Origin of the sequence: Stenotrophomonas sp. SRS1 (genome assembly GCF_026130205.1) — a bacterium.
Classification (GTDB): Bacteria; Pseudomonadota; Gammaproteobacteria; order Xanthomonadales; family Xanthomonadaceae; genus Stenotrophomonas; species Stenotrophomonas rhizophila_B.
In genome coordinates, this window is record NZ_JAINFD010000004.1 from 198,341 (window position 1) to 211,375 (window position 13,035).

The 13,035-nt window shown below is 67.4% G+C and carries 11 protein-coding genes; 9 read left to right on the forward strand and 2 right to left on the reverse strand.

The genetic code is table 11. From position 1 onward, the window contains the following. Window positions 1-9: 9 nt before the first annotated feature. The 5 genes from K4043_RS15980 to K4043_RS16000 all read left to right on the forward strand — a co-directional run bounded on the left by K4043_RS15980 (window position 10) and on the right by K4043_RS16000 (window position 5,227). Window positions 10-447 (forward strand): hotdog fold thioesterase, encoded by a 438-nt coding sequence (locus K4043_RS15980; RefSeq protein WP_123731030.1) that lies wholly within the window; start codon window positions 10-12, stop codon window positions 445-447. Window positions 448-628: 181 nt separating this feature from the next. Then, a complete protein-coding gene (locus tag K4043_RS15985) occupies window positions 629-1,420 on the forward strand; it encodes a lysophospholipid acyltransferase family protein (protein WP_265309910.1) in 792 nt (263 codons plus the stop codon). A 57-nt stretch (window positions 1,421-1,477) separates the two neighbouring features. Next, window positions 1,478-2,473, forward strand: coding sequence for an alpha/beta fold hydrolase (locus tag K4043_RS15990; RefSeq protein WP_265310028.1), 996 nt, complete (start codon window positions 1,478-1,480; stop codon window positions 2,471-2,473). A gap of 62 nt (window positions 2,474-2,535) precedes the next feature. Beyond that, window positions 2,536-4,605, forward strand: coding sequence for a tetratricopeptide repeat protein (locus K4043_RS15995; protein ID WP_265309911.1), 2,070 nt, complete (start codon window positions 2,536-2,538; stop codon window positions 4,603-4,605). Between the two features lie 10 nt (window positions 4,606-4,615). Further along, window positions 4,616-5,227, forward strand: a complete 612-nt coding sequence (locus tag K4043_RS16000; RefSeq protein ID WP_265309912.1) for a YbhB/YbcL family Raf kinase inhibitor-like protein — start codon at window positions 4,616-4,618, stop codon at window positions 5,225-5,227. Window positions 5,228-5,453: 226 nt separating this feature from the next. Here the strand turns inward: K4043_RS16000 and K4043_RS16005 are convergent, their stop codons facing one another. Continuing rightward, on the reverse strand, window positions 5,454-6,278 hold the full coding sequence (locus K4043_RS16005; protein WP_265309913.1) for an META and DUF4377 domain-containing protein: 825 nt from the start codon (window positions 6,276-6,278) through the stop codon (window positions 5,454-5,456). Between the two features lie 71 nt (window positions 6,279-6,349). Further along, a complete protein-coding gene (locus tag K4043_RS16010; protein ID WP_123731036.1) occupies window positions 6,350-7,144 on the reverse strand; it encodes an undecaprenyl-diphosphate phosphatase in 795 nt (264 codons plus the stop codon). 223 nt (window positions 7,145-7,367) lie between these two features. Between K4043_RS16010 and glnA the strand changes: the two genes are divergently transcribed. The 4 genes from glnA to K4043_RS16030 all read left to right on the forward strand — a co-directional run bounded on the left by glnA (window position 7,368) and on the right by K4043_RS16030 (window position 13,021). Continuing rightward, entirely contained in the window at window positions 7,368-8,777 is a 1,410-nt protein-coding gene (gene glnA / locus K4043_RS16015; protein WP_123731037.1) for a type I glutamate--ammonia ligase, read from the forward strand. Window positions 8,778-9,116: 339 nt separating this feature from the next. Continuing rightward, complete coding sequence (locus K4043_RS16020) at window positions 9,117-9,455, forward strand: P-II family nitrogen regulator (protein ID WP_019184907.1); 339 nt, start codon at window positions 9,117-9,119, stop codon at window positions 9,453-9,455. Window positions 9,456-9,473: 18 nt separating this feature from the next. Further along, window positions 9,474-10,907, forward strand: coding sequence for an ammonium transporter (amt, locus tag K4043_RS16025; RefSeq protein WP_123731038.1), 1,434 nt, complete (start codon window positions 9,474-9,476; stop codon window positions 10,905-10,907). Between the two features lie 464 nt (window positions 10,908-11,371). Next, window positions 11,372-13,021 carry a ShlB/FhaC/HecB family hemolysin secretion/activation protein gene (locus K4043_RS16030; protein WP_260232304.1) on the forward strand — a complete coding sequence of 550 codons (1,650 nt, stop codon included), beginning with the start codon at window positions 11,372-11,374 and terminating at the stop codon, window positions 13,019-13,021. Window positions 13,022-13,035 lie beyond the last annotated feature (14 nt).

The window sequence follows — 13,035 nt, forward strand, 5'->3', positions numbered from 1 at the left end:
AGAAGCTGCATGCCCCAGGTATTCCGCGACGCGGTGTCCCTCGAGACACTCAACGACCTTGGTCGCAACACACTCATCGAGCACCTGGGCATCACGTTCACCGCGGTGGGCGAGGACTGGATCAGCGCGACCATGCCGGTCGACGAACGTACCCGCCAGCCGTACGGCATCCTGCATGGCGGTGCGTCGGTGGTGCTGGCCGAGACGCTCGGCAGCAGTGCCGGCAACCTGTGTGTGGATACCAGCGCGCAGGTCTGCGTCGGGCTGGAGATCAACGCCAACCATATCCGCGCCGTGCGCGCCGGCACCGTCACCGGTACCGCGCGTGCGGTGCACGTCGGCCGCAGCACCCAGGTCTGGGACATCCGTATCGAAGATGAGGCCGGCAAGCTGGTCTGCACCTCGCGGTTGACGCTGGCGGTGGTTCCGGCGGTCCGGCCGGGCTGATCGGCGGCATGGCATGGACGCTGTGTTGCACCGGCCATGACAGTGCGCCGGCGCATGTCGCCCCGGTGGATGTGCCGTGCAGGGGCACCGGCTTGACCGCGTGCGGCGAGTGGCGTGCCGCTGTCATGGAATTGTCCGGATTCCGCTGGCAGAGCCTGCGGCGCTCGGGTATCGTTCGCGGATGAATTCCCCCACTCCGGCCTCACGTGGCGGCGTGGCGCGTGTGTGCCGTTACCTGTACCGCGTACCGCTGCTGCTGGTCCACCTGTTGCTGTTCCTGCCGATGCTGCTGATCGCCATGCTGCCGCCGTGGGGGCGTATGCGTGTGGGCGAGCGCACGTTCGAGCATGCCGCGGTCAACGCCTGGTCGGCCGGCCTGATGTGGATCTTCGGCTTCCGCCTGCACCGGATCGGCACACCGCTGCCGGGCGCGGTGCTGTTCGTGGCCAACCACGTCAGCTGGGTCGACATCTCGATGCTGCACAGCCAGCGGATGATGGGCTTCGTGGCCAAGCAGGAGATCGCCGGGTGGCCGGTGGTCGGTTGGCTGGCGGCCCGCGGGCAGACGATCTTCCATCAGCGTGGCAGCACGGAATCGCTGGGGGGCGTGATGCAGGAAATGGTGGTGCGCCTGCGCGAGGGCAAAGCCGTTGGCGTGTTCCCGGAAGGGCGTACCCGCGGTGGGCACGAAGTGGGCCCGTTCCACGCGCGCATCTTCCAGGCCGCAGTCGAGACCCAGGTGCCGATCCAGCCGGTGGCACTGCGCTATGGCGTGCGCGGTGACGCACAGACCATCGTCGCGTTCGGCCCGAAAGAGAGCTTCTTCGCCAACTTCCTGCGGCTGCTGGGCGAGCCGGCGCGGCGGGCCGAGGTGCACTTCCTCGCGCCTATTGGTACTCACGATCTGGAAGGCCGTCGGCGCATCGCGGAAACCTCGCGCGCGCGCATCCTGGCGGCCATGTCCGCCGAGTAACCCGGTGCTGTTCCTTCACGCGCCAGCGTCGCAGCCGGGAGCAGGCTCGCGCCCATGTTGACCGCTGCCGACTATCAACCGCCGCGTTGGCTGCGCAATCCGCATCTGCAGTCGATGCTCAGCTCCAGCCGCATGCGCATGCAGCGCGGCCTGGTGTTGCTTGCGGCCACCGGCGCGCTGACCAACGAGCTGATCCTGGATGGTGGCGAAGGCGTGCGCCTGCAGGGCTGGCACAGCTATATCCAGGGCCGTCAGCCAATCGGCATGGCGCTGCTGCTGCACGGCTGGGAAGGCAGCGCCGAATCCAGCTACATGCGGATGACCGCCGCGCGGCTGCTTGAAGAAGGCTATGACGTGGTGCGGTTGAACTTCCGCGACCATGGCAACACCCATCACCTCAACCCCGGCATCTTCCACTCCAACCGCATCGATGAAGTGGTGCAGGCGGCCGGCGACATCGCCCGGCGCTGGCCCGAGCTGCCGCTGGTCGCAGCCGGCTATTCGCTGGGCGGCAACTTCGTGCTGCGCCTGGCCCTGCGTGCACCGTCGGCCGGGGTACCGTTGCGCCGGGTCGCCTCGGTCTGCCCGGTGCTGGACCCGGCCATCACGATGGAGAGCATCGAGAACGGCCCGGCGATGTACGACTGGTACTTCCGGCGCAAGTGGGCCGGTTCGCTGCGCCGCAAGCGCGACCTGTTCCCCGAGCTGAGCGACTGGGACGACCGCGTGCTCAAGCTGGACATCCGCGCACTGACCGCCTGGCTGGTCGAGCACCACACCGATTTCGGCTCCCTGCAGGCGTACTTCGATGGCTACTCGATCGCCGGCGACCGGTTGGCCGGGCTGCAGGTGCCGGCCGACATCCTGATGGCCCAGGACGACCCGGTGATCCCGTTCACCACCTTCAACGGCTGGCGCCTGCCGGCCCATGCCCACCTGGAAATCGCCCCGTGGGGCGGCCATTGCGGCTTCCTGGAGAACTGGCGCGGCGATGGCTTCTCCGAGCGCTGGGTGGCCCAGCGGCTGGGGATCGAGGCGAACACGCCCGCCTGATCGGCCGTTCTGGCGGGCCGGCCCCGCTACAATCGGGGTTTGACCCTCGAGTTCGGACCGTCATGCAAGACCAGATTCTTCAAGCCCTGCGCCGCAATGCGGTGGACGACGCCGTGCAACTGGCGCGCGAATGGACCACGGCCGAGCCGGAGCAGCCGCAGGCGCACCGCTGGCTGTCGCTGTCGCTGCAGCAGCAGGGCCAGTTCGACGACGCGCTGACCAGCCTGCAGCAGGCACTGACGCTCGCCCCGGAGAACGCCGATCTGCACCTGCAGCAGGCTGGCCTGCTGTTGGCCCTGCGCCAGTTCGATGCCGCCGGTTCGGCGCTGGACCGCACCGCCGAACTCAATCCCAATGAGCTCTCCGCCTATGTGATGCAGGCGCACCTGGCGCTGGCCCGCAACGATGTGGACGAAGCCGAGCGGCTGACCCGCCTGGCCACGCGCGTGGACGAAGACCACCCGGAACTGGCCGCACTGTCAGGCATGGTCGCGCTGCGCCGGGGCGAGGTGGATCGCGCGCTGTCGCTGCTGTCGGCCGCCAGCGAAGCCCTGCCGGGTGATTCGCGGGTGTTGTACGCCCTCGGCTTTGCCTACCTGGGCAAGGACATGCTCGCCTTCGCCGAGCAGGCGTTCCGCCGCGTGCTCGAGTTGAACCCGAGCGTCACCTCGCTGCAGGGCCTGATCGTGCAGTTGGCGCTTCGCCAGGGCCACGTGGATGTGGCCGCCGAGATGATGCGCCACGTGCTTGCCACCCCGGCCGGTGATACCCCGGCGATGCGCCGTCTGGCCGGCGAGCTGGAACTGCAGGCCGGGCAACCGCTGCAGGCGCTGGAGCAGCTGCTGCCGGTGCTGGCGCAGTGGCCTGCCGATCGCCACACCCTGCAACTGCTGCTGATGGCCTGGCAACGCCTGGGCCGCGAACAGCAGGCCCGCGAAACGCTGGATGCGACCCTGGCCGATCACCCCCAGGTGCATGACCTGTGGATGGCGCGCCTGACCGTGGAGCCGGTCGGTGGGCCGGAAGCGGTTGCCGTGGGCGAGCGTTGGCTGGAGGCCATGCCCGAGCACCTGCCGGCGCTGGAAACCCGCCTGCGCCTGCACGACATGAACAATGAAGACGACGCGGCCGAAGCCGTGGCCGAGCGGATCGTGACCCTCGAACCGGGTCGTGCCAGTGGCGAAATGCGGCTGGTCGACGGCCTGCTCAAGCGGGATCCCTCGGCCGCCATCGCCCGCGTGCAGGCGCTGCACGATGGCGCGCCGGACGCGGCCAAGCCATCCCTGCGCGCGTGGCTGGGCTCGGTCCAGGACCGTGCTGGACAGTACCGTGAGGCGATCCGGACGTGGGTCGAACTGCACGCCGCCGAAGCACCGCAGCGTCTGCCGCTGCCGCCCCAGGCCAAGGCGCCGCTGAGCTGGCCGGACCTGGCACCGGTGCCCGAAGGCAACGCTGTTGCACCGATCTTCGTCTGGGGTGCTCCGGGCTCGGGCGTGGAGCGCGTGGTCGCGGCGATGGCCGCCGCCAGCCCGGTGGTGCGCGGGGATCGGTTTGGTGCGACCCCGCCCAACGATGCCTTCCAGAGCTATCACACGCTGCAGGACCTCTCGACCGGCAAGCTCACTGCCGAGGCGCTTGTTGAACAATGGCGCAGCCAGCTGCCGGCCCGCGGCGTTCCCGAAGGTGCGGTGATCGACTGGCTGCTGTGGTGGGACAACGCCTTGCTGTGGGCGTTGCGCCCGCAGCTGCCGGAGGGCCGCCTGATCATCGCGCTGCGCGATCCGCGCGACATGCTGCTGGAGTGGATCGCCTTCGGTGCACCGGCACCGTTCGCGTTGAACTCGGTGCACGAAGCTGCCGAATGGCTGGCGCGCTCGCTCGCCCAGATCGCCACCCTGCACGAGCAGGACCTGTACCCGAATGCGCTGGTGCGCATCGATGACATCGGCCACGACGCGCAGGCCATGGCACATCATCTGGGCAACCTGTTCGGCATGCATTTCCCGCCCGCGCCCACGCTCGGCCCGGCCCGCATGGCCCCCGGCCATTGGCGCGACTACCGCGATGAGATGGGCCCGGCCTTCGCGCTGCTGACCTCGGTCGCGGTGCGCCTGGGCTACCCGGAAGAGTGAGGAGACGCACATGCAGCTGAGCAGTGACAGCATCACCAACGGGCAGCCGATCGCGGCCACGTTCGCGGCCGGCAACGCCGAGGGCTTCGCGCCCAACCGCAACCCGCAGCTGGCCTGGCACGACGTGCCGGCCGGTACCCGTTCGTTCGCGTTGTTGTGTATCGACCCGGATGTGCCGACCGTGCCGGAGACGGTGGGCCGCCAGGATTGCACGGTGCCACGCGATCAGCCGCGTGCGCACTTCGCGCACTGGGCGATGGCCGATATCCCGGCCGACGTGCGCGAGCTCGCCGCGGGCAGCTGCAGCGACGGCTTCACCGTACGCGGCAAGACCCAGCCGGCGGGCCCTTCGGGCTGCCGCCAGGGCCTGAACGATTTCACCGGCTGGTTTGCCGGCAATCCGGACATGGCCGGCCAGTACCTGGGCTATGACGGCCCGTACCCGCCGTTCAACGACGAACGCGTGCATCGCTATTTCTTCCGCGTGTTCGCGCTGGACGTGGCGCAGCTGGCGCTTCCCGATCCGTTCACTGCAGCGGACGTGCTGCGCGCGATGCACGGGCACGTGCTGGCCGAAGCCTCGCTGCATGGCACCTACACGTTGAATCCGGCGCTGGCCTGAGGTGAGGCCGACCGTTGGTCGGCGCGCGCGCCGGTAGGTACCGACCGTTGGTCGGTACTGCGCTATCGGGAGCCGGCCAGCGGCCGGCACTACAGATCGGGAGCCGGCCAGCGGCCGGCACTACAGATCGGGAGCCGGCCAGCGGCCGGCACTACAGATCGGGAGCCGGCCAGCGGCCGGCACTACAGGATGAAGAAGGGCGGCCCGTGGCCGCCCTTCTGCTTTCTTATTTCTTCTCGTTCGCGGACTCGACCACCATGTCCAGCACGTAGGCGTTGGACGAGGCATCGGCCGGCGGGTTGGCGATCGTGTAACGCTTCACGCGCACCACGTTGCGCACGCCGTCTTCGTGGGTGTAGCCCTCGATGACGTCGTAGAAGTTCTGCCACTCACCCGGCTCGCCCTGCTTGACGCCGTTGGCGTCGTAGCGGATCTCGCGGGTCTGCAGGCACTGCTTGTCGCGGATCATCGGGTGCGGGCACGGCTTGGTCTGCGCGGCCACTTCCAGGAACACCGTTTCGCCTTCGCCGCCGTAGCGGGTTTCAGCGGTCGGTTCCGGGGTGAACACCAGCACATCACCGTTGGCGGTACGCAGGGTCAGCTGGCCGGCATCGCCCAGTTCGGTCTTGAGCGCGCCTTCCAGGCGGCTGCCGACGGCCTGGTCCAGCGCCATCAGGTTCTTGTCCGTGCAGGCCATCATGGTCGAGGCCATCGGCGAAATGGTCAGCGAACCATCGGCCAATGTGTAGCCGCCGCCCATGCGGTTGCAGGTGTTGCTGATCGCGATGCGGTCATCCTTGAAGTCCAGCGTGACCGGCTTGTCGGCACGGGCGAACAGCGCATCGATGCGCTTGCCGCTGGCATCGGTGGCCGAATCCAGGCGCCAATGGCTGCCCTGCAGGCGCTGCACGTCCAGACGGGCCACGGCGGCCTGGTCGGCGGCGGCGGTCGGTGCCGGGGCGAGGTCATCGCGGCCGGCCGGGGCGGTGGAGGGGTTGCTGCAGGCGGCCATCAGGGCCAGCGGCAGGATCAGCATCAGGGTGCGTTTCATGTACATCTCCTTGGGAACCTGGGGAAAAACGCCGGCGCATCCACAACGGGGTTGTGCCGGCGCCGGGCCGTTCAGTTGCCAGCCGGCAACCAGAGCAGCAAGGCCGCGCCCAGCGCGATGCGGTAGAACGCAAACGCAGTGAATCGATGCGACTTGATGTAGCCCAGCAACCACTTCACTACGATGAAGCCGGTGACGACCGCGGCAAGGAAGGCCACGCCCACATCGGTCCAGTTCTCGCTGGCCAGCTTGCCGTCCTTGGCCAGTTCCAGGAAGGCATAGCCGCTGGCGGCGAACATGGTCGGGATCCCCACCAGGAACACGAACTCGGTGGCCTTCGCGCGGCGGCTCAGGCCGAACAGCATCGCGATGAAGATCGCCGCCGCCGAACGCGAGGTGCCCGGGAACACACCGGCCACCACCTGCGCCACACCGACCAGGATGGCGACCTTCCAGGTCACCTCATCGCGCTCGGGCAGGCGCGCGGTGTAGGCCTCCACCAGGAGCATCCAGAGGCCGCCGATGATCAGCGCCCAGGCCACCGGGGTGACCGTCTCGGGCAGCTCCCAGCCGGCAAGGCGGACCGGCAGGCCGACCACGGCGGTGACCAGGAACGCGGTGCCAAGCTTGAGCACGTAATCGCGGTTGGCGCGCTCATGCAGGCCGGTCGCCAAGGACCACAGCCGCTGCCGGAACACCAGTGTGATCGCCAGGATCGCGCCGGCCTGGATGATGATGTTGAAGAAGTCCGAGCGTGCGCCCAGCCAGTGCTGGGCGATCAGCAGGTGGCCGGTGCTGGAGATCGGCAGGAATTCGGTGAGGCCTTCAAGAATGCCCAGAAGGAGGGCGGAGAGCAGATCGGACATCGGGAGTGCTGGGGCTCGGAAGGGGTGACATCGGGAGGCAGCATAAAACATCCAGGCCGCGCACCAAATGTGTGCGTGGTGCACGGTGTGCACTACTTTGGTGCGCACCGGCACGTGTCGCGTTGGTTGACAGCCCAGTGAAATCAAGGGTTTGTGAAGTCTGAAAAGTTGGCACGGGGATTGCTCTATCCACACAGGCAATCACCCATCTGAGGTTTCACCGATGTCCGTGGAAAATGTTGAGAAGCTGATCAAGGACAACCAGATCGAGTTCATCGACCTGCGTTTCGTCGATATGCGTGGTATCGAGCAGCACGTCACCTTCCCGGTCAGCATCGTGGAGCCGTCGCTGTTTGAAGAAGGCAAGATGTTCGATGGCAGCTCGATCGCCGGCTGGAAGGGCATCAACGAATCGGACATGGTCCTGCTGCCGGATCCGTCCAGCGCCTACATCGACCCGTTCTACGCCGACCCGACCCTGGTCATCAGCTGCGACATCCTCGATCCGGCCACCATGCAGCCGTACGGCCGTTGCCCGCGCGGCATCGCCAAGCGCGCCGAGGCCTATCTGAAGTCCTCCGGCATCGCCGAGCAGGCCTTCTTCGGCCCGGAGCCGGAGTTCTTCATCTTCGATTCGGTCCGCTTCGCCAATGACATGGGCCACACCTTCTTCAAGATCGATTCCGAAGAAGCGGCCTGGAGCACCGGTGACAAGTACGACGGCGCCAACAGCGGCTACCGTCCCGCCGTGAAGGGCGGCTACTTCCCCGTTCCGCCGACCGATTCGCTGCATGACCTGCGCGCGGAAATGTGCAAGACGCTGGAACAGGTCGGCATCGAAGTGGAAGTACAGCACCACGAAGTGGCCACCGCCGGCCAGTGCGAGATCGGCACCAAGTTCAGCACCCTGGTGCAGAAGGCCGATGAACTGCTGCGCATGAAGCACGTCATCAAGAACGTCGCCCACCGCAACGGCAAGACCGCCACCTTCATGCCCAAGCCGATCGTCGGTGACAACGGCAGCGGCATGCACGTGCACCAGTCGCTTTCCAAGGGCGGCACCAACCTGTTCTCCGGTGACGGCTACGGCGGCCTGAGCCAGCTGGCGCTGTGGTACATCGGCGGCATCTTCAAGCACGCCAAGGCCATCAACGCCTTCGCCAACTCCGGCACCAACAGCTACAAGCGCCTGGTCCCGGGCTTTGAAGCCCCGGTGATGCTGGCCTACTCGGCCCGCAACCGTTCCGCCTCGTGCCGCATTCCGTGGGTGTCCAACCCGAAGGCGCGCCGCATCGAAATGCGCTTCCCCGATCCGATCCAGTCCGGCTACCTGACCTTCACCGTGCTGATGATGGCCGGCCTGGACGGCATCAAGAACCAGATCGACCCGGGCGCACCGAGCGACAAGGATCTGTACGACCTGCCGCCGGAAGAAGAGAAGCTGATCCCGCAGGTCTGCTCCTCGCTGGACCAGGCCCTGGAAGCGCTGGACAAGGACCGCGAGTTCCTCAAGGCCGGTGGCGTGATGAGCGACGACTTCATCGACGGCTACATCGCGCTGAAGATGCAGGAAGTCACCCGCTTCCGCGCGGCGACCCACCCGCTCGAATACCAGATGTACTACGCGAACTGAGCAACAGGTGACGATGACGAAGGATATCCCTCCCACCCTTCGTCATCGTCGCCGCCTTTTGCAGCCCTCGCATCCGGGCAGCAACGGGTCCGCAGGACATGTGCTGCAGCTGGGGAGCCGCAGCGCAGGCAACACGTACCACCAGGGGCAAGAGAGACCGGACGCGTCATGGGCCCTTCCTCCCTCCCGCGTCACCGCTGGCGTCGCCCTTCGGGCGTCGGCATCGGCGTGGCCCATGCAACGTTCGGCGCAACGACCGGCGGCCATGTGCAAGTGGCCGCCGGTTGACCTGACATCGGCCCCACGCGGGCCGGTTCCATCCACCATCGGGATATGCGCATGAAACTGATCTCCGCCATCATCCGGCCGTTCAAGCTCGACGAGGTCCGCGAGGCCCTCTCCGACGCTGGCGTGTCGGGCATCACCGTGACCGAAGTCAAAGGCTTCGGGCGCCAGAAGGGCCACACCGAGTTGTATCGCGGCGCGGAGTACGTCGTGGATTTTCTGCCGAAGATCAAGATCGAGACCGTCGTGACCGACGATCGCCTGGAGGCCGTGGTCGAGGCCATCCAGACCGCGGCCGGCACCGGCAAGATCGGCGACGGCAAGATCTTTGTCACCGCGGTCGAACAGGTCGTCCGCATCCGCACCGGCGAAATCGGCGCTGACGCGCTCTAACCCCACTCGGAGCCCACAATGAAGACCTCTTTGTTCACCGGGTGGCAAGCCCGGTTCCATGCCGTGTGCCTGATGATGCTGATCAGCGCACTGGCCGTTGGTGCGTTCTCCAGCAGCGCGCACGCCCAGGCGCAGGTCACCCCGGCACCGTCGGAGACGGTCGCGGTCGAGCCGTTGCCGACTGCGCCGGAGGCCACTGCTGCCCCGGTCGCCGAAGCCGCCGCTGCGGCCACGTTCGATCACGGCGATGTCGCCTGGATGCTCACCTCCACCTTGCTGGTGCTGTTGATGGTGGTGCCGGGCCTGGCCCTGTTCTACGGCGGCCTGGTCCGCTCCAAGAACGTGCTGTCCATTCTCAGCCAGATCCTGGTGGTGTTCTCGCTGGTGCTGATGCTGTGGGTGGCCTACGGCTACAGCGCGGTGTTCAGCGAAGGCAACGCTTTCTTCGGCTCGTTCACCGAGTTCGCCTTCCTCAAGGGCTTCGGCCCGGATACCGTCGGCAACACGCCGATCGCCGGCCTGCCGGATTACCTGTTCGTCGCCTTCCAGTCGACCTTCGCCGGCATCACCACCGCCCTGATCGTCGGCGCGTTCGCCGAGCGCATCAAGTTCAAGGCCGTGCTGCTGTTCTCGGCCCTGTGGTTCACCCTGAGCTACATCCCGATGGCGCACATCGTGTGGGGCGGCGGCTATCTGGGTGAGATGGGCGCGATCGACTTCGCCGGTGGCACCGTGGTCCACATCAATGCCGGCGTGGCGGGCCTGGTGGGCGCGTACTTCGTCGGCAAGCGCATCGGCTACGGCCAGACGGCACTGAAGCCGCACAACGTGCCGTTCACCTATATTGGCGCGATGCTGCTGTGGGTGGGCTGGTTCGGCTTCAACGCCGGCTCGGCGGCCGCCGCCGACACCGTCGCCTCGCTGGCCTTCATCAACACCATCCTGGCCACCGCCGCCGCGGTGCTGGGCTGGACTCTGGTCGAAGCAGTCAGCAAGGGCAAGCCGTCCGCGCTGGGCGCTGCCTCCGGCGCCGTCGCCGGCCTGGTCGGCATCACCCCGGCCTGCGGCACCGTGGGCCCGCTGGGCGCGATCGTGATCGGCCTGGTCGCCGGCGTGGTCTGCGTCTGGGGCGTCACCGGTCTCAAGCGCCTGCTCAAGGTCGATGACACCGCCGACGTGTTCGGCGTGCACGGCATCGGCGGCATCGTCGGTGCACTGCTCACCGGTGTGTTCAGTGCGCAATCGCTGGGCGGCACCAAGGCCGACCTGGACATCGGCCACCAGGTCTGGGTGCAGCTGGTCAGCGTCGGCTTCACCATCGTCTGGTGTGCCGTGGCCACTGTGCTGATCCTGCTGGTGGTACGCATGGTGTTTGGCCTGCGCGTCACCGAAGAAGCCGAGCGCACCGGCCTGGACGTCACCTCGCACGGCGAGTCGGCCTACGAGGCCTGATCCGCGCGCGATACCGCATTAGAAACGAGAGAGAGATGTTTTACCTTTGCCGGCGGCCTTCGGGTCGCCGGTTTTTTGTGGGCGCCTGGTCAGGGTGTTCCGGTGCCCGGCGTCGGACAAGGGTCACAGTTTCCGGCACGCCGCGCCCGGAGCCGTCGGTCCACGGGACTGCCTGTTTTACGCGCGACCCTGCTGCGCGCAGGGCGCATCCGCGCCCGGCCATCGCCCGGACCAGCATCACCTTTTCACAGTGCCGTCTTCACACTTCAGCCGACAGGCGGTCGTTCAAGGCCCTGTTTCCGGTGCCCCGATTCCTTTAAAGTTCCGGGCCCGCCCGCCGCTAACCTGCCGGCCGGCACGGATTCTTGCCAAGGAAGAGCGTGAACGTGCAACAAGGACGTATGGAACGCAGCCGCGCGCTGCGGTGGCGGTTGGCTGTGGGTGTCGCATTGGTCGTGGCCTGCATGCAGGCCACCGTGTGCGCGCAGGTCGCCCCCCCGGATCAGGAACTGCTGCGCCAGCAGGAGCGCGAGCGCGCCTTGCGCGAGCAACAGGAAGCCACGCCCGACGTGCGCCTGCAAGCCACGCCGGAAGAAGCGGTGGGTCGCCTACCGGCTGACGAATCGCCCTGTTTCCCGATCCAGCGCATCGCGCTGGAGGGCGAACTGGCCGATCATTTCCGCTGGTCACTGCGCGCGGCCGATCCGAGCGACGATCCGGCCACCGGCCGTTGCCTGGGCACCGGCGGCGTGGACATCGTGATCAAGCGCATGCAGAACGCGATCATCGCGCGCGGCTACGTGACCACCCGCATCCTGGCCGCCCCGCAGGACCTGAAGACCGGCACGTTGACACTCACCGTAGTGCCCGGCCGCATCAATGCGGTCCGCTTCTCCAGCGAGGAAGGGCGTATGCCCGCCTTGTGGAATGCGCTGGCGGTGGGCCCCGGCGATCTGCTCAACCTGCGCGATATCGAACAGGCGCTGGAAAACCTGCAGCGCGTCCCCACCGCCACGGTCGACATCCAGATCGCCCCGCCGAAGGAGGGCGCACAGGACAAACCCGGTGAAAGCGATCTGGTCATCAGCTGGGCGCAGCGCGCACCGGTGCGCGTGAGCCTGACCCTGGATGACGCCGGCAGCCAGTCCACCGGCAAGCTGCAGGCCGGCGCCACGCTGTCGCTGGACAACCTGGCCGGGCTGAGCGACCTGTTCTACGTCAATGCGGGCAAGTCCGTGTTCAACGGCAGCGACCGCGGCACCGACAGCTGGTCCACCCACTACAGCGTGCCGCTGGGCTGGTGGCTGCTGGGGGCCAACGCCAGCGAATACGACTACCGGCAGACCGTGGCCGGCGCGTACGAGAGCTATGAGTACAGCGGCTCCAGCCGCAATGCCGAGCTGCGCCTGACCCGCATGCTGTTCCGCAATGCGCATGCCAAGACCAGCATGCACGCGCGCGGCTGGTACCGTGAATCGGACAACTTCATCGACGACACCGAGATCCTCGTGCAGCGCCGGCGCATGGCCGGGTGGGAGCTGGGGATCGCGCACCGCCACTTCATCGGCAAGGCCACGCTGGATGCGAACCTGGCCTACCGCCGCGGTACCGGCGCGTTCAACGCGCTGCAGGCACCGGAAGAGGGCTTTGGCGAAGGCACCGCGCGCGGCAAGGTGGTGACCGCCGATGCGCAGCTCACCGTGCCGATGCAATGGGGCCGGCAGGCACTGCGCTATACCGGCAGCTGGCGCGCGCAGTGGAACCGTTCGCGGCTGGTACCGCAGGACCGCTTCTCCATCGGCGGCCGCTACACCGTGCGCGGCTTCGACGGGGAACTCTCGCTCACCGGCGAGCGCGGCTGGCTGCTGCGCAATGAACTGGCCTTTGCCATGGGCGGCGGTGTCGAGAGCTTCGTGGCCGTGGACCATGGCCAGGTGGGCGGACCCTCGACCGAGTGGCTGCTCGGCGACCGCCTCACCGGCATGGCGCTGGGCCTGCGTGGCGGCTCGCGTCACGTGCAATGGGAAGGCTTCGTCGGCAGCCCGCTGCACAAGCCCGATGGCTTCCAGACCGCCTACACCACCTTTGGCATGAACCTCGGCGTCTCGTTCTGACGCCAGCTGTACGG